The organism is Sphingomonas oligophenolica (assembly GCF_039522915.1).
Taxonomy (GTDB): domain Bacteria; phylum Pseudomonadota; class Alphaproteobacteria; order Sphingomonadales; family Sphingomonadaceae; genus Sphingomonas; species Sphingomonas oligophenolica.
Map to the genome: position 1 here is coordinate 48169 of NZ_BAAAEH010000008.1, position 23491 is coordinate 71659.

Annotated in this window: 14 protein-coding genes; 12 read left to right on the forward strand and 2 right to left on the reverse strand. The window is 63.8% G+C overall.

Annotated elements, in window-relative coordinates; genetic code table 11:
* Positions 1–26: 26 nt before the first annotated feature.
* Genes ABD050_RS05905 through qhpE form a run of 4 tightly spaced genes read left to right on the forward strand, consistent with a single transcriptional unit; the run spans position 27 to position 4594 of the window.
* On the forward strand, positions 27–1151 hold the full coding sequence (locus tag ABD050_RS05905; protein WP_343888311.1) for a YncE family protein: 1125 nt from the start codon (positions 27–29) through the stop codon (positions 1149–1151).
* Positions 1148–2170, forward strand: coding sequence for a hypothetical protein (locus ABD050_RS05910; protein WP_343888312.1), 1023 nt, complete (start codon positions 1148–1150; stop codon positions 2168–2170). Before ABD050_RS05905 ends, ABD050_RS05910 begins: the two co-directional genes overlap by 4 nt.
* Positions 2167–3882 carry an ABC transporter ATP-binding protein gene (locus tag ABD050_RS05915; RefSeq protein ID WP_343888313.1) on the forward strand — a complete coding sequence of 572 codons (1716 nt, stop codon included), beginning with the start codon at positions 2167–2169 and terminating at the stop codon, positions 3880–3882. The genes ABD050_RS05910 and ABD050_RS05915 overlap by 4 nt, the downstream gene beginning before the upstream one ends.
* Positions 3875–4594, forward strand: coding sequence for a subtilisin-like serine protease QhpE (gene qhpE, locus ABD050_RS05920; protein WP_343888314.1), 720 nt, complete (start codon positions 3875–3877; stop codon positions 4592–4594). Before ABD050_RS05915 ends, qhpE begins: the two co-directional genes overlap by 8 nt.
* Positions 4595–5002: 408 nt before the next feature.
* Here the strand turns inward: qhpE and ABD050_RS05925 are convergent, their stop codons facing one another.
* The gene (locus ABD050_RS05925) at positions 5003–7714 is read right to left on the reverse strand and encodes a TonB-dependent receptor (RefSeq protein ID WP_343888315.1); all 2712 of its coding nucleotides are present in this window, start codon (positions 7712–7714) and stop codon (positions 5003–5005) included.
* 432 nt (positions 7715–8146) lie between these two features.
* Here ABD050_RS05925 and ABD050_RS05930 point away from each other — a divergent pair, with 432 nt between their 5' ends.
* The gene (locus ABD050_RS05930; RefSeq protein ID WP_425542412.1) at positions 8147–10186 is read left to right on the forward strand and encodes a tetratricopeptide repeat-containing sulfotransferase family protein; all 2040 of its coding nucleotides are present in this window, start codon (positions 8147–8149) and stop codon (positions 10184–10186) included.
* 160 nt (positions 10187–10346) lie between these two features.
* Here the strand turns inward: ABD050_RS05930 and ABD050_RS05935 are convergent, their stop codons facing one another.
* Entirely contained in the window at positions 10347–11354 is a 1008-nt protein-coding gene (locus tag ABD050_RS05935) for a LacI family DNA-binding transcriptional regulator (protein ID WP_343888380.1), read from the reverse strand.
* A gap of 231 nt (positions 11355–11585) precedes the next feature.
* On the opposite strand from ABD050_RS05935, the gene ABD050_RS05940 reads away from it, so the two are divergent.
* From ABD050_RS05940 to ABD050_RS05970, 7 genes are all read left to right on the forward strand, one after another.
* Positions 11586–14021, forward strand: a complete 2436-nt coding sequence (locus tag ABD050_RS05940) for a TonB-dependent receptor (protein WP_343888316.1) — start codon at positions 11586–11588, stop codon at positions 14019–14021.
* Between the two features lie 238 nt (positions 14022–14259).
* Complete coding sequence (locus ABD050_RS05945; protein WP_343888317.1) at positions 14260–15795, forward strand: sulfatase family protein; 1536 nt, start codon at positions 14260–14262, stop codon at positions 15793–15795.
* Between the two features lie 196 nt (positions 15796–15991).
* Positions 15992–17722, forward strand: coding sequence for an arylsulfatase (locus tag ABD050_RS05950; RefSeq protein ID WP_343888318.1), 1731 nt, complete (start codon positions 15992–15994; stop codon positions 17720–17722).
* Positions 17719–19047: a spinster family MFS transporter gene (locus ABD050_RS05955; protein WP_343888319.1), complete on the forward strand. Its 1329-nt coding sequence runs from the start codon at positions 17719–17721 to the stop codon at positions 19045–19047. Before ABD050_RS05950 ends, ABD050_RS05955 begins: the two co-directional genes overlap by 4 nt.
* Complete coding sequence (locus ABD050_RS05960; RefSeq protein ID WP_343888320.1) at positions 19044–20762, forward strand: glycoside hydrolase family 3 protein; 1719 nt, start codon at positions 19044–19046, stop codon at positions 20760–20762. Before ABD050_RS05955 ends, ABD050_RS05960 begins: the two co-directional genes overlap by 4 nt.
* 17 nt (positions 20763–20779) lie before the next feature.
* Positions 20780–21709, forward strand: a complete 930-nt coding sequence (locus ABD050_RS05965; RefSeq protein ID WP_343888381.1) for a formylglycine-generating enzyme family protein — start codon at positions 20780–20782, stop codon at positions 21707–21709.
* Positions 21706–23376, forward strand: a complete 1671-nt coding sequence (locus ABD050_RS05970; RefSeq protein WP_425542413.1) for a sulfatase family protein — start codon at positions 21706–21708, stop codon at positions 23374–23376. The genes ABD050_RS05965 and ABD050_RS05970 overlap by 4 nt, the downstream gene beginning before the upstream one ends.
* Positions 23377–23491: the final 115 nt, after the last annotated feature.

The window sequence follows — 23491 nt, forward strand, 5'->3', positions numbered from 1 at the left end:
CCGCCCTTTCGAGGAAGAGCAGCAGAATGACCAAGCTCCCTGTTCCCGGCCAGTTACCTGGTGGCATGAAGAGCCTCGTCACTATGCTGGGCACGGCATTGTTCGCCTTCGGCACGCCCGCCCAGGCGGATACGCTTCTGCTCGGCACCTATCCCGACAAGATGTTCACCGTCGACGAGGCGACCGGGACGGTCAAGGAGCGCATCCAGCTTGCGGCCGGCCTGCCCGTTTCGATGCGGATGTCGAACGACAAGAAGCTGATCTATGTCACCACGATCACCACCAGCGGCGTGATCGTGCTCGATGCCGCCACCCGCAAGGTGCTCAACCAGTTCAGCCTGAACACCCCGACCACCCGCTATCGCTTCAACGGCGGCGTCCCCGATCCGACCGGGCGCTATTTCTACACCCAGCTGCTTCGCTTCGACAAGGAAGCCGATCGCTACAAGGTCAGCAAGCCGATGTTCGCGGTGATCGACCTGCAGCAGAAAAAGGTCACGCGGACGGCCGAACTCGAGGCTGAAGACGATACGCTCGCGGGCATGCGCTCGGCCTTCATGATCTCGCCGGACGGCAAGAAGCTCTACGCATTCCGCGACAAGGTGCTGACGATCGACACCGCGACGCTCAAGGTTACCGATCGGCTCGATCTGGCCAAGCCCGAGACGACCGGGATGGAGAATGTGAGCTTCGGCGGCGGTGTCGAGGCCTTGCAGAACCCCAATGAATTCGTGTCGCTGTTCAACGCCTCGGATCCCTATATCCACAACAAGATCTTCGGCCTCGGCCGCTTCGATCTCGTCAACGGCAAGTTCGATTTCACGCCGATCGGGCCAGTCCCGAACCAGATGTCGGGTCTCGAAATTACACCCGATGGCAAGAACGGCTATGCCGTGGTGACCAACGGCACGCTCGGCAACAAGCGTTGCGAAATCTGGCATTTCGACATGGCGACGACCTCGCTGCTCGACAAATCCGAGTTCCATTGCCGCTCGCGTTTCACCTTCGGCATGTCGGGCGACGGCGCGAAACTCTATATCTACGGTGCGAGCTACGACATCGAAGTCTATGACGCAAAGACGCTGAAGCTGGACCGCACCTGGGATCTCGGGGCCGACGCGACGATGGCCGGCATGCTCATCCTGAAGTGAGCGCCGTGGCGGCGACGGTGCTGATACGCGGGGACGGCGTATCCGTCGCGACAGCTGTGCGGTTGCTGCGTTGCGACGGTCTCGAGTTGGCCGGCGCGGGGGAGACAGTCCGCTCTCCCGCGCCGGTCGTAATGCTGAGCGAGGCGGCGCTGGCGCTGCTGCGGGACATTTTCGGGCGGCCGGACCTGTTTGGCGGCGGCGCGCCGATCGCGCGGCGGATCGTCGCCTGGGGCGGGGGAGAGCCGGCCATCCTGCCGCACAAGGCAATCGTGGTCACCGGTGCCGAACTCACCGCTGAACTGCCATTGCCGCCGCTGCCCGCGCCCGATGGCGATGTTTGCTTCACGCTGCGTGGCACGCCGCCTTTTCCGGACGGGGGGGTGCGCCATTTCGGCCGCCGCGGGGCGATGGCGGTGGCGGTCGATCTCGTGGCACAGGCTGACCGGCAAGCCTGCCATATCGAGGCAATAGAGTCCGGCTGGCTGTTTCTGATCCCGTGCGGGGCGGGCAAGGCCTGGCTGCTCGGGGTCGGCGACGCGCTCGATGTGCTGTTGGGGCAGAGCCGGCTGGTCTCGGCGCAAATCGGTACTATCGGCCCTGTTGCCGCGCGCTTCGAGACCGCGCCACGCATGCTCGAAAATCTGGTGGGGCATGACTGGCTTGCCTGCGGCACGACCGCCATCGCCTTCGATCCGATCTGCGGCGACGGCACCGCGCAAGCGGCGCGCGAAGCGGTTCTCGCGGCCGCGGTGATCGCCGGCATCAAGCGCAGCGGCGGCGGTGAGGAGAGGTCGGCGCTGCTCGGCCATTATCAGGCGATGTTGCTCGCCGCGATGCGCCGCCACCTGCAGATCAGCCTGCCCTTCTATCGCAGCGGCGGCACGTCGCCCTGGTGGCGCGAGCAGGCGGCGGCGGTGGCCGACGGCCATGCCTGGTGCACTGCACGGCTGGCGACGATGCCTGAGCCGCGCTTCATGCTGCGCGGCGCGCGCCTGGTTCCGCGCGAGCTGGCGGCGTGAACGCACTGCCTGCCACGCCTCGGGTTGCCGAATGGCGCACCTATCGGCGGCTGGCGCCCTATGTCAGGCCCTATGTCGGGAGGCTCGCGGGGGTTCTGCTCATCAGCCTGCTCGCGACCGCATCGGGCCTTGCCCAGCCCTATCTGTCCAAGCTGATGATCGACAACGCGTTGCTCAAGAACGACATGGCCGCGCTGGTTGCCGTCTCTGGTGCGATGATCGCAGTGACGCTCGGCGGCTTCGCGCTCAACATCCTTGCCAGCTATCGGCACGTCGCGCTCTCGGCGGCGATGCTGTACGATATAAGGGTGGCGCTGCTGCGCCATCTCCAGACGCTGAGCCCGCGTTTCTATGGCGGGTTCAGGCTCGGCGACCTGATGTCGCGCATCAACAGCGATGTCAGCGACGTCCAGCGGGTCGCCGGCGATACGGTCCTCTCAGCGCTGAGCAACATGCTGTTCCTGATCGGCTGTGTCGGGCTGATGCTCTGGCTCAACTGGCGGCTGTTCCTGGTCGGCACCGTGCTGGTGCCGGTGGCGGTCGGGGTCTTCCTCCAGCTCCAGCGCAAGGTCACCATGCTCACGCGGGAAATGCGCGAGCGCGGCGCCGATCTCGGCAGCCTGCTGGTCGATACGGTGATGGGGATGCGCGTCGTCGCCGCGCTCGGCGCCGAGGAGCATGAGGCCGCGCGCTTCCGGGCCCGCAACAGCGCGTTCGTCCGCGTGATGCTGCGCATGCAGGTCGCGTCGTTCATGGCCGGCGCCCTGCCCGGTACGCTGCTCGCCGCGTCGACATCGGCGGTGACGCTCTATGGCGGCTGGCAGATCATGCACGGGCAGATGACGATCGGCGCGCTGGTGGCCTTCTCGGCCTATCATATGCGGGTGTTCTCGCCGGTGCAGGCGCTGCTCGGGCTCTCGTCGGGGCTCGCCTCGACTCGGGTGTCGCTCGCCCGGATCTTCGAGCTGTTCGACACCGCCGCCGAGGTGACTGAAGCCGCGACGCCGCTGCCGGTCGGCCCGGTTCGCCAGGGCATCCGGTTCGAGAATGTTGCGTTCCGGCACGATCGCGATGCAGTGCTGGCGGGGGTCGACCTCGTCATTCCGGCCGGCAGCTTCTGCGCGATCCTCGGCGAGAGCGGCGCGGGCAAGTCGACCTTGGCCGATCTGATGGTGCGCTTCCTCGATCCGGGAGAAGGCCGCATCCTGGTCGACGGACATGACCTGCGCACGCTGCGCCTCGCCGATCTTCGCCGCGAGATCCTGCTGGTCGATCAGGCGCCCTATCTGTTCAATGATACGATCGGCGCGAATGTCGCCTTCGCGGTTGGCGAAACGACCCGGCCGCAGATTGTGGCGGCGATGGCGGCGGCGGGGCTGGAGCCGTTGCTCGCCCGGCTGCCCCGGGGGCTCGATACCCCGGTCGGAGAGCGCGGCATGGCATTGTCCGCGGGCGAGCGCCAGCGCATCGCCCTTGCCCGCGCGCTGCTGCGCCGTCCGAGCGTGCTGATCCTCGACGAACCGACCGCCGCGCTCGACGCGATGACCGAGCAGCGGATCGCCGAGGGGCTGCGCGAGGCGCTGCCGGCGGCGACGATCATCGTCATCACGCACAAGCCCGCGCTCGCGCGCCATGCCGACATGGTCGTGACGATCGAGCAGGGGCGGGCCGAGGTCGGCGCCGGGGCCGTGATCGAACATGCGCTTGCCTGAAGCCCTCGGCCGGACCTTTACGGGCAGGGGCGTGCGGATCGCGGTGATCGACAGCGGCGTCCATCCCGACCACCCCCATATTCGCGCCGACCATGTCCTGCCGGGCAGGGCGATAGCGCCGGACGGGACGATGCTGGCCGGCGACGATGCGGCGCTCGATCGGCTTGGCCATGGCACCGCCGTCACCGCCGCGATCCAGGAAAAGGCGCCCGATGCCGAGATCCTGCCCATGCGGGTCTTCCATGATACGCTGAAGACAAGCGCCCGCGCGCTCGCGGCGGCGATCGGGCTGAGCCTCGATCTGGGGGCCGATGTGATCAATCTCAGCCTCGGCACCGTCAATCCGGCGCATGGCGCGCTCTTCGCCGGATTGGCAACGCGCGCGGCGGAACAGGGTGCGCTGATCGTCGCCGCACGCGAAGCGAATGGAGCGCCCTGCTTGCCAGGCGCGCTCGAGGGCGTCCTGGGCGTCGGTCTCGACTGGGATGTGCCACGCGAAACCTGGCGGGTCGAGAATGGCGTCCTGTACGCGTCGGGCTACCCGCGCCCGATCCCCGGCGTGCCGCTACAGCATAATCTCTACGGCATCAGCTTTGCGACGGCGCAGGCAAGCGGTTTCGCCGCCTGCGCCTGCGAGCGGCTGCGGTCGACGGGGGCAGACGAGACACTGCTCGCTGCATTGCTGCAGCTGGATGCCATAGCGGCCGTTTGACCAGCCCGGTCGTGCACCGTGCGCCGATCCATTCCCTGTTCCGCTGCCGATATCAGGGAAATTATATTTTTTCTCGCCGCCTTTGCTCGTTGGATTTCAAATATTATCTATGATTTATAAATACTTGTTAGGAATCGCATTCGCCCAACCGGGCGGGAACAGGGAATTATCAGGGAATTTATCAGGGAAATGCGGCGCCGAGCCTCCTGCCGTACGCGGCTGAAGGATATGCAAAAGACCGACCATGAGAATGAGCAAGCCGGGTTTCTGCAATGTCCCGTTCGCCACCCATGACCGATCCGGCGTTGCGATTGAATCGAGATGGGCGCGCGTCAAAATCTGGTCCGCAAAGGAAAACCCTCCGTGGCGCCGGGCCACGGAGAGTCCCTGGATCGAAGATGTTTCGGCTCAGTATTTCCCGCTGAACTTGATCCCGAAGAATTGCGGCTTGATCGTGAAGTTGCGCGACGAACCCGCGCAGAAGGTGATCGAGCAGAAGGTATTCGTCGTTAAAATCCCACGCTTGTCGAAGGCATTCTGGATGAACAGATCGACGCTCCAATTGCGCATCTTCACGCCGGCGGAGAAATCGAAGGAGAGGAAGCCTGGAGTCGTGCAGGATTTGCCTGCTGCAGTTTGCGTTGCGGCGATGGCCAGAGTCGCGCAGGTGAGCAGATTGTTCTGGGAAACGTTCAAGTCCTGCGTTGCCGAAGTCTGGTACAGCGCAGCGCCCTGCAAATAGATTTTGTAATCGCCGAGATCGGTATCGTAGCGGATCGAGGTTGTGCCCTTGAACTGGGGCTGGCGCGGCAGGCGTGTGCCGCTGGCGGCAGCTACCGCCGAAGTCACCGTACCGCTACCGGGTGGCGGCGTCGCACCGGGTGCAATCAGCACGCCGAGCCCAGTCACCGTCGAGCCGGTCGGGCAACTGGGGAGCTGCACGATCGACAGCGCCGCGCGGTCTGCCACGAAGTTGCAGAAGTTCCCGGTGAGTTTGCCGTCGTTATAAGCGCCCGACGTCGAGAACGTGACCTTGCCGAGTTTCAGGTCGGCGTCATATTCCACGCCCTTGACCCGGGCCGTGCCGGCGTTGCCGGTATAGCCCGCGCCCTGCGCGCCCGCGACGACCACGCCGTACTGGATGTTGTTCCAGTCTTCCATGTAGATAGCGGCGTTGAAGCGGAAGATATTCTGCCACGTCGTCTTGATGCCCAGTTCGTAATTGGTGAGCGTTTCCGACTTGAATGATGGTGCCGCCACCGTGACCTGCGGCAAGCCACCTGCCGCACGAATGCGAAGCGGCCGATTGTAACCGCCGGGGCGGAAGCCGGTCGAGTAGTTGAAATAGACCATTTTGGACGGCGTGAACTGCCAGTTTATCGCGGCCTTATGGGTCTCGCCCTGTTCCTTGTACCGACCGACGCCGTCCGCCGCGAGCGGGTTCTGGTTGGAACAGGCGAGACGCGTCGCCGACAAGGGGACCGAGCAGCCGACACTGAGGGCCGAGGCGGTAACGCCGGAAAAGCCTTTGATCGAGTAATCGGTCCAGAAGTATCGGATGCCGCCGGTCAGCTTCACCGTAGGCGTGATATTGTAATGGCCCTCGCCGAAGATCGCCTCGTCGTGATAGACTTGATCATTCTCGGTGATGTAGAAACCATCCCCTTTCACCGCCGCCGCCGGACTGACGACCATCGTACCGCCCGCCGTGGTCGGTATGCCGAAACCGGCCAGGTCTGTCGTATCGCCGCCGGTGCTATATGAACCAGCCTTCGTATAGCCCGCGATCTGATCAAGTCCGTGGATCGCATAGTAGTTGTTGTTCTCGTTCTTCTGATATTGGTAGAATCCGCCGACCGTCACATCGAACGGCCAAGTTTTCGGCGTAGACAGGCGCAGTTCTTGCGTGAACTTTTTGCGGTTGTTGTCCTGGTGATAGAATTGAGTCGGGTTAATCAGCGTCGAACACTTCAATGTCGCGCCTGACCCCGTGCAACCGCTCTTGTCAAAGAACTGGAGATAATTCTCGTATCCGCCGCCGAACTGGTCATAGGTGACGGTGTAATAGGTATAGTCGTTACGCAGCTTCGTATTGCGCTTGAAATATCCCGTTGCTGAAACCAGATCGAAGTCGCCGATATGGCCGTGGATGCTAAGCTGGGCCTGAAACCATTTGTCGTCCTGGCGAGTCAGGTCATAGTCGTGGACCTGAAGGTCGCCCACGCGCGGATCATAGCCGAAATAGCCATAGGCGATCTGCCGTTGCGCGGTGATCTGCGGCGTGATCTCCCAGCCTGGCGCGATATCCCAAAGCGCCGAGATTCGGCCGCCATATTCATAGGTCGGATTATAGTCCTTCTTCGCGATCGACGCGTTGTTGAGCGTGTAGTTGGTGAGCGGATTGTTGTCGCCGAGCGACAGTGTCGAGGACGAGCCGTCATTGAACTTGCCGTTGTTGGGCGTGTTGTCGACATAGCCGCCATCATGCCGGTAAAAGCCCATGGCGCGGATCGCGATCGTATCGGTCACCGGAACGTTGACATAGGATTCGAACTGGCCGCCAAAAGCGCCCTTGCCGTATTTGTTGGCCTCACTGTTGAAACCGAACTCGAACGCGCCAAGCTTGGGCTTGTTGGTGATCAGGCGGATCGTGCCCGCCAGCGAGCCGGCGCCGTACAGCGTCCCCTGCGGACCGGACAAGGCCTCGATGCGCTCCACGTCATAGATATGGACATCGGGCGAGCCGGTGCCGGTGATCGGGATATCGTCGAGATAATAGCCGACCGAGGCATAGTTGCCGCCGGCCGGCACGATGCCGCGGAAATAGATGGTCTGGCGCCCCGGTCCGAGGCCGGCGAAGGACACTGACGGAAGCAGGGCGGAGAAGTCGGACAGCCCCTTGATCTGCCGCTGTTCCAATTTCGCCGAGTCCAGCGCTTGCATCGAGATCGGCACCTTCTGGATGCTCTGGGACTGGCGCGTCGCGGTCACGAGGATTTCGCCAAGACCTGCTTGCGTGTCCGCGACGGGATCGGACGCGGCCGGGACGGCCGCAGCCGGGACAGCGGGCGGATCTTCGGCCGCGAGCGCCATGCCGGGCAAGGCCAAGCCGGCCAACATCGTGGTGGCCCCCAGGACCCTCATCCATTGCGACCGGCGACGAGATTGCATTTTCATATTCAAGACTCCCCTTGATGAAACCTCCCTCTCCAATCTCGACATTCAGGCGCGCGCATTTATTGCGCCGCACCATGACTGCGGGCACGTGTTTTGGGCTCGCCCTCGCCAAGGCAAAGAGCCTCCGCGACCGGGAACAGCCTGTGTTCTCCGGCCTGCCGCGCGAGGGCGCAGCATAATATTCTGATCTAACTTCCCCTTGGACTTCCGCCCTTTTTTGAGCAAATATGACGGTCGTCCAAGTTTCATAATGCTGCAACGTACCAAAGAGTCAACACCCTTATATCGGCACCGTGCCGGGCATCCGGATTCACCGGTTGCGCAACAACCAAATCGGTTTCATTCTGCAGCTGCGAAGAGAATAAGGGGGCCCCGATGGACGCCGGCACGAACACTGCTCGCATGATCACCAAGCTCTCGCCGGCTCAGGCGTTCGAGCGCGCCGTGCAACTGCTGGACACGCAACCGGCGGGGGCGCTGTCGCAGGCCGAAGCGATCCTGACTCAGGTGCGGGGTTTCCCGCCGGCAGAGTTTCTCGCGTGCCAGGCCTTGCGACGCCTGGACAAGCCGAAGGCCGCGTTGCCGCGTCTTGCCGCCCTGGCCCGCAGCCAGCCGCGTGCGCTGGCAGTGATCTGGGAACTGGCGCAAGCCGCAAGCGAGGCAGGCGATGCCGGGCAGGCAATCGCCGCGCTGGAAAGCCTGACCCGGCAGCAGCCGAATGTGGCGACGGGCTGGTTCCTGTTGGCGCGGGAGCTGCGAAAGGCAGGCCGCGTCCAGGACGCCTGGCGTGCCGATCTTTCCGGCGTGCACGCCTCGTCCCGCGACCCCGAACTGCTCGCGGCCGCGGTCGCGATGAACGAAAACCGGCTCGACGACAGCGAGGCGATCCTGAAGGCCCGGCTCGGGCGGCTGCCCGACGATCCGGCCACCTGCCGCCTGTTGGGCGAGATCATCTGGCGGCGGGGCGACATGACCGAGGCGCTGGCGCTGGTCGAACGCGCAGTCGATCTCGCCCCCGGCTACGATCTGGCGCGTGACTTCCTGATCCGCCTGCTGCTCCAGAGCAATCGCCTGTCCGAGGCGCTCGAGCATGCCGAGATACTGACCGGCTCGCCGCTCAACAATCCCGGCCATGACGGACTCATGGCGTCAGTGCTGGTACGTCTGGGCGATCAGGATCGGGCGCGGGAGATCTACGAAAGACTATTGGCGCAGCAACCGGAGCAGCCGCAGATCTGGCAGAATCTGGGCCATGTCCTGAAGACGCTGGGCAGGCAGGCCGATGCCATCCACGCCTATCGCCAGGCAGTGACTCACCAGCCGACCATGGGCGAAGCATGGTGGAGCCTCGCCAACCTCAAGACGGTGAAGCTGGGCGCAGACGACATCGCCGCGATGCAAGCGGCGCTCGAGTCCCTTGAGCAGGGTGAGGCGACCAGCCAGGAAGATGTCTTCCACCTCCATTTCTCCCTGGGCAAGGCCCTGGAGGACGCGAAGGACTATCCTGCCTCCTTCCGGCATTATGAGCTGGGCAACCGCCTGCGCCGGCCGATGGTGCTGCATGACGCAGAGGGCTTCTCCGCTGAAGTCGCCGCTGCAACGAACGTCTTCACCAGCGCTTTCCTTGCTGGGATGGGCGAGGGCGGCTGCCGGGCGCCGGACCCGATCTTCATCGTCGGCCTGCCGCGCTCCGGCTCGACTCTGGTCGAGCAGATCCTTGCCAGCCACAGCCAGGTGGAAGGGACGATGGAACTGGCGGAGATGATGATCATCGCCAGTCGACTGCAATCGCGGGTGGATGAAGGCGAATTCCCCGATTTCGGCGCGATGGCGAACGCCCTGACGCCGGCTGACCGACTTCGGCTGGGCGAGGAATATATCGAGCGCACCCGCGTCCACCGCCACACAGACAAGCCGCTCTTCATCGACAAGATGCCGAACAACTGGCAGCATGTCGGCCTCATCCGGCTTATCCTGCCCAACGCGAAAATCATCGACGCCCGGCGCCACCCGATGGCCTGCTGTTTCTCGGGATGGAAACAGCATTTCGCGCGCGGGCAGGCCTTTTCCTACGACCTGGTCGATATCGGCCGCTACTATCGCGACTATGTCACGCATATGGCGGCGTTCGACCGCGCTGCGCCGGGTGCTGTCCACCGCGTGATCTATGAGCAGATGGTCGCGGACACGCCGGGCGAGGTGCGTCGCCTGCTCGATCATGTCGGCGTGCCGTTCGAGGACGCCTGTCTCGAATTCTGGCGCACGCGCCGAGCGGTGCGCACGGCCAGTTCCGAACAGGTGCGCCAGCCGATCTTCACCGATGCGGTCGAACACTGGCGGATGTTCGCCCCGTGGCTGGGCCAGCTTGAAGCTACCCTCGGCGATCTCGTGCCACACTATCCGGATATGGCGTGACACATCTGGAGCGGTGACCGTCGAGCACATGATGTCACGATTTGCGTCGCGACCGAGGCCCTGTGGGCGGCGCTCGAAAAGGCAATCGATGATCCCGTATGACGGTAAAGCCGACCGACGATCGCGGGCCGCTCGCAGCGTCGCCGCCGTTCCCGCGTGCTCAGCAAAGCCCAGGCGCGCTGGTGGAGCCGCGGATCACCAGAGAATAATCGGCATAGGTCGTGAAGGTCGCCAGCGGCTCCTTCGTCGCGGGATTTCCAAGGATCTCGATCAGCGACTCAACCGCGATCTCGGTCATATCGACGATCGGTTGCCGGACGGTGGTGAGGGCGGGCCAGATTTTCCGGGAGATCGGGCTGTCGTCGAATCCCGCGACGGAAAGCTGGTCGGGCACGCGGATATCCCGACGATGGGCGACTGAAACTATGGCGGCGGCCATGTCGTCGTTGCTCGCGAAAATCGCGGTCGGCGGTTGGCGCAGCGAGAGAAGCTGCTCCGTCGCCCCCAGACCCGAATCGAAGGTGAGATCGCCGTCGACGACAAGGTCCGGATCCAGCTCCAGGTCATGCTCAAGCAAGGCCAGGCGATAGCCCTCGAAACGTGTCCTGCTGATGATATGATTTTGCGCCCCGCGTACGAAGCCGATGCGCCGATGACCGAGGCCGATCAGATAGTTGGTCATGTCGCGGGCGGCGGCGGCGTCGTCGACGCGAACCGACGACATGTCAGGCAATTCGCTGCCGGAGCAGAGTGCGATCAGCGGCACGTTCAGTCGCTCGATCAGACCGGTTCCACTCGCAGCCTCGCAATAGGGGGCTGGCAGGATCAGCGCGTTGGCGCCGCCCTCGACCATGTCGAACAGGATGTCGGAAAGCGTCCGGTGCTCCTCGAACCTGCGGATCAGCAATTGCGCCCCGAAACGCGTTGCCGCATCGAGCGCCCCCACCAGCAGTGCGCTGACGAACGCACTTTCCGGGCTGTTGTACAACAGCCCGATCCGCACCGGCGACGCGCTCGCCAGAGCCCGGGCGGCCGCGTTGGGTTTGTAGTCGAGATCGGCAATCGCCCGGAGCACTGCCTCCCGGGTGTGCGGCAAAACGCGGCGGCCGTTGATCACATTGGACACCGACATCGGCGAGACGCCGGCGTGTTTGGCCACCGCATGCATGGTCACAGCGCTGCTGGATCGTCGAGATATCGGGCGGCTGCTCATGATTGCCTCCTAAGCGCATTGATCGTGTAGCGCTACAAAAAACCGATTGACAGGGTCGGGATCGCCGAGCATGTAGCGCTACAACCGGCGCAGATCGGAGGGATGGGGGAGGATCAGCGTGTCAGGCTGCACGCCTTTCCCGAATGTGGCTGCCGTACGGGCGGCAAGTAGGGAAACGGAAAAACAATGACCGATCTTCGTCCTTTCATTCGCCTGTCCAGTGCCGCCAGCGCTATGGCGGTCGCGTTCACCCTCGCGGCGCCGGCGCTCGCGCAGCAGGTGCCGCCGGTTGCGGACGCAACCGCCCCGTCGGGCGAGGCCGTGGCGGTCAGCGCCGCGCCTGACGCCCCGGAAGCTGCCCAGATCGGCGATATCATCGTCACCGCCCAGAAGCGGAGCGAGCGCCTGCAGGACGTGCCGCTTGCCGTCACCGCCATCACCGGCGACTCACTGGCCAATCGACAGGTGAACGATACGAGCACGCTGACTCAGGCCATCCCCTCGCTCACCTTTCAGCAGGGCCCCAATGCGACGAATACCACGCTCAGGATTCGCGGCGTCGGCACCGCTCTGTTTGGGCAGGGTGTGGAATCCTCGGTGTCGGTCGTGGTCGACGGCGTCGTGCAGGCGCGCCAGGCGCAGGGATTTGCCGATCTGGCTGACATCGAGCGGGTTGAAGTGCTGCGCGGTCCGCAAGGGACGCTGTTCGGCAAGAATGCGAGCGCCGGCGTGATCAGCATCGTGACCGCGCGGCCCACCCGCGACTTCGAAGGGCGGGTTGAAGGCACGATTGCAGAACATGGGGAATATCGCGCGAAAGGAACGATTTCCGGCCCGCTGTCCGATACGGTGAGCGCCCGCCTCACCGGCTTCTACAACGACGTGCCCGGCATCACCTACAACACCACGCTCAAGCGCCAGGTGAACGGGCAGAAAAGCTGGGGCGTGCGCGGCAAGCTCGAATGGGACGCGACCGACAATCTCAAATTCCTGCTGAGCGCCGAATATCGCAAGGCCGATACGGATTGCTGCATTTCCTCATCGATCCGGGTGGACAATCCGGTGGTGGCGCAGCTCGAGGCGCCGGTCGTCGCATCGCCGACGAACCGCCAGGTTTCCGAGGACACGCTCACCACGTCGAAAAGCAACCAGAAGACCTTCTCGCTGCAGGCCGACTGGGATCTGGGGCCGGCCACGCTGACCTCGATCACGGCCTATCAGGACTATTATCTGAAGGTGAACCAGCCGATCGACCGGACCGATTCCGATCCAGTCCTCTTCGTCGGCAGCGGCGCTACCTACGCCTCCTGGAATCTCAACCAGGGCATCCTCGATCTCTCGCAATTCTCGCAAGAGCTTCGCCTCGGTTCGAACGGGAGCCATGACCTGACCTATGTCGGCGGGGTGTATTACAGCCATGGGGATATCAAGCGTCCCTTTTCCCGTCGCCGGGCCGTCTGCGCGACGGGCGTGATCGGTCAGCCCTGCGCTGCCCCGACCTATCAGTCGTCCTCGAGCTTCGCCGAGCTGACGACCAACAGCGTCGCTGCATTCGGCCAGTTGGAATATCGCATCGTCGGCGGGTTGAAGGCACTCGGCGGGCTGCGCCTACAATATGAGAACGGCAGCAACTATGGTACCCAGCTCGGCACGCTGGTCGCAGGCGACACCTTGCTGACGGGGGTGCCCAAAACCGGGGCCGGCACCAAGACCGCTCATGATACATCGCTTACCGGCAAGGTCGGGCTGCAATATGAGTTCAGCCGCACGCTGCAGTCCTACGCCACCTATACCCGCGGCTATAAGGGCGTGGGCTATAACATGGAGGCAGCGACCGACTTCACCAAACAGGCCACGCTCAAGCCGGAATATGTCAACGCCTATGAGGTCGGCGTGAAGGGGCGTACGTCGGACGGCACGCTGAGCATGGCGTTCGCCGTGTTCCGCGCGGACTATACGAACCTGCAGGTGCAGGCCAATCGCAGCGATCCGGGGACCGGCGTCACCTCGTTCGTCGCGACCAATGCGGGTACGTCGCGGTCGCAGGGTGTGGAGGTGGAGGCGACACTGCGTCCAAGCCGAAACTTTACGGTCGATGCATCCTTCACCTACACCGATTCGACGGTGAACATCGATGGGTTGAACTGCCCGCTGCAGTTCCAGGCCGCTGCGCCGGTCATGACCGGCACACCGGTGAATATCTGCTATCGCACCGCCGCTGGCGCCACGCCACAGCAGAACCTGCGCAATGCAACGCTGCCGGCTTCGCCCAAGGTCCGGGTCAGCCTCACCCCGCGCTGGGAACACGATATCAGCAACACGCTGGCCGGCGTCGTGCAGGTGGGCGTCAATTTCCAGAGCAAGCAGCAATTCGCGATCGAGCAGGATCCGCTGCTGGTCCAGGAAGCATATACGCTGGTGGATGCCTCGATCGGGATCCACACGATCGACAAGCGCTACAGCCTGTCGGTGTTCGTGAAGAACATGTTCGACGTGAACTATTATACCAGCGTGAGCCACAACTCGTTGCTGGCAACGGCGGCGAAGCCCTACGACCTGACGGCGACCTATAACAAGGATGCCGATCGCTACTTTGGGGCAACTTTGGGAGTCCGATTCTGAACAGGTGGGTAGTGAGCTCCTGATCGAGACTTTCGGGCCATGGCTTTTGTCGCCGCAACGGCCATGGTCCGCATTGATCGTGATGAGGCATCTGCATTTACCGGGATCGATCACCTGATCTCTGTCACAACGCGAGCCGCCCGGATTTGCCCGAGCAATGTAGTCAGGAGAGGTTGTGAACAGTGACCCCATGCTGAGCAGGCGCCGAATGTTGTCGGCGACGGCCGCGACCCTGGCAATGGGTGCGCTTTCGGGGCCTTATCCCCTTGCCGGGGCGCTGCTCGGCTCGGGGCCGCCGCCGCTCAGCCGGCGGCCTAACCTGATTCTGTACTTTCCCGACGAACTGCGTGCCGATGCTTTGGCTTGTTACGGCAACCCGGTAGTGCGTACGCCTAATTTCGATGCTTTGGCGAAACGGGGCACCCGCTTTGCCGAATGCCACGTGCAGAATCCGGTATGCGCACAATCGCGATGCAGCATGCTGACGGGTTGGCCAACCAGCGTGCGTGGGCACCGCAGCCTGTTCTATCTCCTTCGACAGTCGGAACCGAATATGTTCCGCTATCTGAAGAATGCCGGTTACGACATATTCTGGTTCGGGAAGAACGATGCTCTCGCGCCGGAAAGCTTCGCCGACAGCGTCACCGAATGGGCTGACGCGCCGCGTACCGGTCCGTCGGTTCTGATGGGTGCGCGCCCTGCCGGGCCTTTGACCATGCTGATGCCCGGGGGCGGCGACCGGCGGGCCAACAGCGACTATCTTACGCTCCAGAACGCGATCCATATTCTGGAGCGCAAGGAGCAGGATCGGCCATTTTGCATCTTCTTGCCCTTGTTCCAGCCCCATCCGCCTTATCGCGCGCCCGACGGATTTGCGGGGACCTACAAGGCGAATGCGATCCCGGCGCTGGTCCCCCCCAATTTGCCGAAGAAGCCGAATTTTCACCGGGGGATCAGGAAGGAATATGGCCTCGATGCGGTCGATGACGCGACCATGCGCCAGGTCCGCGCGACCTATTATGATCAGGTTGCCTATACGGACTGGCTGCTCGGCGAGATGCTCGAAGCGCTGGAGCGTACTGGCCATGCACAGGACACCGCGCTGTTCGTCAGTTCCGATCACGGGGACTATGCCGGTGATTATGGCCTGGTAGAGAAATGGCCGAGCGGATTGGAGAGCTGCCTGACCCATGTGCCCTTGATCGCACAGGTTCCTGGCGGAGCGTCTGGTCATGTGGTCGAAGAGATGACCGAACTCTTCGATATAATGCCGACCTTCCTGGATCTTGCCGGAACGCGCGCCACACATACCCATTTTGCGCGAAATCTCACGGCTCAATTGCAGGGGGCCGCAGGCGATGCCAGGCGGGCAGCCTTCAGCGAAGGCGGCTACAACATCTACGAGCCCCAGGCGTTCGAGCCACCCCGCGGCGGTGTCTATGCCGGCAAGGGGGCGCTGCAAAATAACGACCCCGCCATGATCTCGCGGGATGCATCGATCAAAACCAGGCATTACACCTACATCTCGCGACCGGCTGGCCAGGACGAGCTCTATGATCGACGTAATGATCCGGGCGAGGCGCGCAACCTGATCGACGAAAGCGGCATGGCTTCCGTGCGGGCTGACATGCAGCGGCGTCTGTTGAACTGGTATATCAATACCAGCGGCGTTCCCGACGAGCATCGCGACGAACGCGGGACTCCGGAGTTTATCCCAAATCCGATCTTTCCCGATGCTTTGACCCGTTCGACGCAATTGCTGGACGGAATGTGAGGAGCGCCGCGTCTCAAGCGTCGAACGGTGCTTCAGGACGTCATCCGGAAGGAACCTTTTTGACCCTCGCTCCCGATGATGGAGCCGCTTGGTTACCGCGGCGGGCCGGTGGTTCGTCGCGCTCGGCATCAGGTCAACGATCGGCATCTGGTTCCAGCATCGTCCCTTACATCGGCATATTCGGAAGGCGGAGTTGATGAAGCGCAGTCTGGCGGCCCTGGCAGTGGGAACGATGTTGCTAACCCCGATCGGGGCGATGCCGGCGCTGGCCGGTGCGGGCGGCGCATCGCGTCCCGCACCGGCGCAACGCCCCAATATCATCCTCATTGTCCTGGACGATGTCGGCTTTTCGGATCTCGGGGCGTTCGGCTCCGAGATCCGTACGCCCAACATCGATGCGCTGGCGCGTGACGGGCTCCGCTACAACCGCTTCGACAGCAAGGCGGTCTGCACGGCCACGCGGGCGGCGCTGCTCACCGGGCGCAACAACCAGACGGTGCGCATGGCCGATCTGCCCGCCGAGCGGCCCGACCCGACGAACATGACCAAGGACCGGGACGAGCTGCCCGGGAACGCGCAGACCCTCGCACAGGCACTGCACGCCGCGGGCTATGCCACCCACGCTATCGGCAAATGGCATCTGGCGCCGGAGTTCGAGGACGGCACGCCGGGCAAGAACGCCTCATGGCCGCTCCAGCGCGGCTTTGACGACTATTACGGATTCATCTCGGGATGGACCGACCAATATCATCCGGCGCTTATTCGGGGCAATCAGCCGCTCCCCAAGCCGGACACGCCCGGCTATCATCTTTCGGAAGACCTGATCGACCATGCGATTGGGTCGCTCAGCGACACCACGCGACCGAACTTCGTCTATCTCGCGCTTGGTGCTGCCCACGCGCCGATCCAGGTGCCGACCGCCTATAGCGACCATTATGCCGGCGTGTACGAAAAGGGGTGGGATGCCATCCGGCGGGAACGCTTCGAGCGGTTGAAGGCCAACGGCCTGATTCCGGCGAACACGGTGCTGCCGCCGGCCAATCCCGGCGACCGTGCCTGGGCGAGCCTGACCGACGACGAGAAGCTTGTGTTCGCCCGCTTCATGGCGGTCTATGCCGGCTTCATCGAACATGCAGATGTGCAGATCGGCCGTCTCGTGGCCGCGCTCAAGCAACGCGGCCAATATGACAACACGCTGATCGTGCTGCTTTCGGACAATGGCGCTGCCAGCGAAGCCGGGCAGACCGGATCCTTCGAAGGCATGTACCGGCACAACCAGCCAAGCATCGCGGAGATGAAGGCGCGACTGTCCGAGCTGGGTACAGACAAGACCGAGGCCGAATATCAGCGACCCTGGGCAATGGCCGGGGTGAGCCCCTTCAGGCGCTACAAGGTATGGCCCTATCTCGGCGGGGTGCGGACGCCGCTCATCGTGTCCTGGCCCAGGGTCATCCATGACGGCGGCGCGATCCGCCATCAATATGTCGATACGGTCGATATCGCGCCGATGCTGCTCGATGTGGCCGGCACGCGTTTCGCCGCCAGAATCGACGGAGTCCGGCAGATTCCGGTCGCCGGCCACAGCTTCCGGGCGAGCCTGGCGTCCGGCGCCGCGCGCGAGACGCGGACCGTCCAGTTCTTCGAGCTGCGCGGCAATCGCGCGATCACCTCGGGCAATTGGCGGGCCGTCGCGATGCACCGCATCGGCAGTGATTTCACGACCGACCAATGGGAACTCTTCGACCTGTCGAAAGACCCCGCCGAGGCACGTGATCTTTCGCGAGAGATGCCGAAGAAACTCGCCGAGATGCAGGCGCTCTGGTGGCGCGAGGCGCGCAAATACAGCAATCCGCCGCTTGGCGAGGCCGCGGCGCGCTTCCAGCAGCGCGCGCCTCTCCAGGATGCATTCCCGAAGGAAAAGAATTGATCCCTGCCCCTGACGATGCGCCGGCCTGGCCCCCCGCGCGCACCGCATGGTTCGTCGCGATCGTGCTGATGCTGGCGAACACGCTGGCATTCGTCGACCGGCAGGCGCTCGCGCTTCTGGTGCAACCGATCAAACAGGATCTGCACGCGTCCGATACGGCGATGAGCCTGTTGTACGGCTTGAGCTTCACGCTCTTCTATGTCGGCGTCGGTATTCCGGTGGCGCGGCTGGCCGATCGGTCCAATCGGCGCAACATCATCGCTGCCTCGGTTTTCGTGTGGAGCCTGGCAACCGCGGCCTGCGGGCTCGTGCGATCCTTCGGTGCCTTGTTCGTGGCGCGGGTGGGCGTCGGTGCGGGCGAGGCTGGGTTCAGCCCTTCGGCCTACTCGCTGCTGGCCGACTATTTTCCGCGCGAACGTCTCGCCTCGGCGATGGGCGTCTACCAGATGGGCGTGTATCTGGGCGGCGCGCTGGCGCTGCTCATCGGCGGCCTGGTCGCCAGCGTGCTCCCGCCCGAAAGCTCGATCGCCCTGCCGGTGATCGGGACGGTCAAGGGGTGGCACGTGATCTTCCTGGCGCTCGGCATACCGGGCTTGCTGCTGTCGCTGCTGGTGCTGGCGATCCGCGAGCCAGCGCGCCGCGGGCTGGTATCGGATACCGGCTCGGTGCCGCTCAAGGCGTTCTTCGCTCATGTCCTTTCGCGCAAGGCGGCCTATTTCGGGATCGGACTGGGTTTCGCGATGATGATCCTTGTCGGCAACGGCACGGGTGCGTGGATTCCCGCCTTTTTCGGGCGAAAATTCGGCTGGACGATCGCTGAGATCGGCGCGCGCTACGGGCTGGTCGTGTTCTTCTGCGGGACGACCGGCGCCCTGGCCGGCGGCTTCTGCGCCAGCTGGCTGCATCGCCTCGGTTTCCCGCGCGGCAATCTGCTGGTGGCGCTTATCGGGTTCGTCGCGCTGGTGCCGCTCACGATCGGCTTTCCGCTGGTGCCGCTACCGGAAATGGCGCTGGCGATGATCGGGGCAATGAACTTCTTCGCCGGCTTCAATCTCGGCGGCGGCCTCGCCGCGCTCCAGGATCTCACCCCCAACCGCATGCGGGCGCTGGTCTCGGCCGGGTACATGCTGCTGGCGAACCTGGTCGGCGGCACATTGGGCCCGACGGTCGTCGCGCTGATCACCGATTACGGCTTCGCGGATCCGCAACGCCTGCCGGAGGCCATCGCGATCACCTGCGCCATCTTTTCGCCGCTGGCGCTGGTCTTTCTGCTGATCGGGATGAAGGGGCTCAAGGCAGCACAATTGGCCGAGGGCATCGCATGACGCCCGGCTCGCCAACCGAGCTGCCCGCGTTCGAGGATGCGCGCCCGATATCTGATCCGCTGGCGCTGTCTCCGGCGGATCGCCTATGGGTGGAGCGTACCCGCGACAGCCTCGGTACCGAGGCCCGGATCGCTCAGCTTTTCGTGCTGTCGAGCCGCGACGATACCGCCGAGGAGACTGCCGGCCTGTCAGCGCTCGCCCCGGGCGGTATCCATCGCTTTCCGAGCGGCGATCTCGCTGCTGCCTGGCGCGCGACACGCGACGCGCTTGATGGCGCCGAGGTGCCGCTGATCCTCTCGGGCGATATTGAGGGGGGCACGACCAGCTATCCCTTCGCGACGCACATTCCCAACCAGATGGGGATCGCGGCATGCGACGATCTGGCGCTTTCCGAGGAGATCGCAGCGATCGTCGCGCGTGAGAGTCGGGCACTCGGCTATAACTGGTCCTTCACGCCGGTGGTCGACATCAACCGCGCGTTTCGCAACGCGATCGTCGGCACGCGCTCCTATGGTGCGGACACCGAGACGGTGATGGCCCAGGCACGCGCTTATGTCCGCGTGTTGCAGGCCCATGGCATCGCCGCGACCGCAAAGCACTGGCCGGGCGACGGCATCGATGATCGCGACCAGCATCTGGCGACAACCGTCAATTCGCTCGATCTGGCTGCATGGGACGACAGTTTCGGCCGAATCTATCGCGCGCTGATCGGCGACGGCGTGATGACCGTGATGTCGGCGCATATCGCGCTGCCCGCCTTTTTGCGGTCACTGATACCGGATGCGGGACGCGAGGCCTTTTGCCCGGCCTCGGTGTCCCATCTTCTCAACGAGGTTCTCCTCCGCGACCGGCTGGGGTTTCGCGGCCTCGTCGTGTCGGACGCGACGCCGATGGGCGGGCTCACCAGCTGGATGGATCGTGAAGAGGCGGTTCCGGCGCTGATCGAGAATGGCTGCGACGTCTTCCTGTTCAGCCGCGAGCCGCGATCGGACATGGCGCTGATGCTCAAGGGGCTGCGCGAGGGGCGGCTGAGCGAGGCCCGGCTCGACGAGGCCGTCACGCGGATGCTGACGCTGAAGGCGAAGCTCGGCCTGCACCGCGCAACCGTGGAGGAACGGCTCGCGCCGCGCGACGCGGTGCGCGCCCAGCTGCGGCGACCGGCGGATCTGGCCACGGCGGCGCGCGCGGCGGGCCAGGGGCTGACCCTGGTCAAGGATACGCAGGCGCTGTTGCCGCTCGATCCCGTCCGCCATCGGCGCGTCACGGTGATCGGCGAGGAGGGCTGGAGCTTTTTCTCAGGCGCGCCCGCGCGGAGTTTCGCGCCGTTTCATGAGGAAATGCGGCAGCGCGGCTTCGAGCTGCGTGCCTATGATCGCGACCATTTCCCAACGCCGGCCGATACCGATTTGCTGGTGTATCTGGTCGGGCAGGAAGCGACGCCCAGCCTCGGCCATATCTATCTCGACATGGCCAGGCTGCACGGTGGGCCGCGCAAGGCGATGGCGCAGTTCAACCGCGAGGTGCCGACGCTGCTGGTGTCGTTCGGCCAGCCTTATTATCTCTACGACGCGCCCAATTTCTCGACCTATATCAACGCGTATTGCTCTCTCGCCGATAATCAGCGCGAGCTGGTTCGGCGGCTGGTGGGCGAGGCTGATTTCACCGGACGGAGCCCGGTGGATGCCTTTTGCGGTGAGGAACAGCTGCGATGGTGACCACGTCGATCGCTGGCATGCGCCAGATTGCCGGTGGCACCTTCGCGATGGGGTCAGAGCGTTTCTACCCGGAAGAGGCGCCGGTACGCCCGGTACGCGTCGATTCCTTCTGGATCGACGAGGCGCCGGTGACCAACCGCGAGTTTGCACGGTTCGTGGCGGCGACCGGTCATCGCACGCTGGCAGAGATCGCCCCCGATCCTGCGGACTATCCGGGCATGCCGATCGAGATGGCGCAGCCGGGATCTTTGGTGTTCGAGCGGACTGCAGGCCCGGTCGACCTGGAGGATTTCACCCGGTGGTGGCACTTTAAATTCGGTGCGGACTGGCGCCATCCGCTGGGATCGGGCAGCACGATCGACGATCTGCCGGATCATCCGGTCGTCCACATCGCTTATGGCGACGCCGAGGCCTATGCCGCCTGGGTGGGCAAGAGCCTGCCGACCGAGGCGGAATGGGAATATGCCGCGCGCGGCGGGCTGGAGGGCGTGGAATTCGCCTGGGGTGACGAACTCGCGCCCGAGGGGCGGATGCTCGCCAATTACTGGCAGGGGGCCTTTCCGTTCGCCAACCAGCTGCTCGACGGGTGGGAGCGCACCTCTCCGATCGGCACCTACCCGCCCAACGGCTATGGGCTGTTCGACATGATCGGCAATGTCTGGGAATGGACCGCCGATTGGTGGTCGTTTCCGACGGTCGAGAAGAAGAAGTTCAAGGGCGCCTGTTGCGTGCCGGCCAACCCGCGCGGCGGCAGGGAGCGCGACAGCCTCGATCCATGTACGCCGCACGTGCCGATCGGCCGCAAGGTGCTCAAGGGCGGGTCGCATCTGTGCGCACCCAATTATTGCCAGCGCTATCGCCCTGCGGCGCGGCATGCCCAGCCGATCGATTCCTCCACCAGCCATATCGGCTTTCGCTGCGTGCTTCGCGAAAAGGATAGACAGTGACCCTCGGCCGCCTCTCTCGCCTGCGCACCGCAGCGCTTGCCGCCTGTGCGCTGATTTCCGCCCCCGTCTGGGCCAAAGGCCCGGCAACGCCGGCCGCCCCTGCGCGCCCGGAGAATATCGTCTTCGTGCTGGTCGATGACCTGCGCTACGACGCGATGGGCTTCCTCACTCCGGGGCTCCGGACGCCGAATATCGACTATCTCGCGAAGAACGGCGTCTATTTCCCCAATGCGCTCGTCACCTCGTCGCTATGCTCGCCGAGCCGCGCGACGATCCTGACCGGACAGACCGCGCGCAACCACGGCGTGATCGACAACAATAATTCATCCGAGGCGGGGCTGATCTTCTTCCCCGCCTATCTGCAGCAGGCCGGCTATCAGACCGGCTTCTTCGGCAAATGGCATATGGGCAGCGACACCGATGCGCCGCGCGCCGGGTTCGACAAATGGGTGAGCTTCAAGGGGCAGGGCACCTATTTCCCGACCGACCAGCTATCGCCAAGCCAGGTCGCGGCGGGCGAGCGCCAGACGCTGAATGTCGACGGCAAGGTCGTCAAGCGCACCGGCTATATCACTGACGAGCTTACCGACTATGCGATGGACTGGCTGGAAAAGGGTCGTGATCCCAAAAAGCCATTCTTCCTCTATCTGAGCCACAAGGCAGTCCATTCCGATCCGCTGCCGCCGGACCGCTACAAGACCCAATATGCCGATCTCGCGATCAGGCTGCCGGCCAGCATGGCGAACACGCCGGAGAACAATCAGGGCAAGCCTATGTGGGTGCAGAACCAGCGCAACAGCTGGCACGGCGCTGACTTCCCCTATCATACCGATCGCAAGCTGACCGAGCAGGTGCGCGACATCTATCGCACATTGTCGCCCGTCGATGAGAGCCTGGGTCGGATCCTGGCCTATCTGAAAAAGGCGGGGCTGGAGAAGAACACGATGATCGTGTTCTATTCGGACAATGGTTTCCTGATCGGTGATCACGGCCTGATCGACAAGCGCAACGCCTATGAGCCTTCGATCCGCGTGCCGATGATCGCCTATGCGCCAGGGCTGCTGCCAAGGGGCGTGACCAACCCCGCCGTGGTGCGCAATCTCGATTTGGCGCCGACCTTTCTCGATGTCGCGCATGTGCCCGAGCCGAAGCAGATGGAGGGCAAGAGCTGGCTTGGCCTCGCCGAGGGCAGGCTGAAGCCGGCCGACTGGAAGCCGGGCGACTTCGTCTATGAATATTATTGGGAATGGACCTTCCCGCAGACACCGACGACCTTCGCGATCGAGCGTGATCGGGTAAAGTACATCCAATATCATGGCGTGTGGGATACCGAGGAACTCTACGATCTCACCAAAGACCCGGATGAGATGCACAATCTGATTGATGATCCGGCCTATTTCGACCGCAAGCTGGTGCTGCGCCACGCCCTGTTCGAGCAGCTCGCCAACAGCAAAGGCCAGCATGTCGTGCCCTATACGGAAAAGACCAGCAGCGGCCTGGTTCATCGCGACGTGAACGGCACGCACGCGGCCGATTTTCCCCCGCAATGGTATGTCCAGCCGAATTTGCCGGGCAAGATGAACGACCTGTTTCCCGATACGCCGGCCAAGGCCGAAGCGGACAAGTCAGGACAGGCCTATATCCCCAATCGCGGGGCCAAGCGGTAGGAAGGAAACCGAATGCTGGACCGACAACGGGCGTCAGCTCCCGTCGTGATATCTTCGTTTTTCCGCCTTGCTTTTCTGGCCCGGGAAAACCGGTAAAATCAGGCTGTTGATCAGG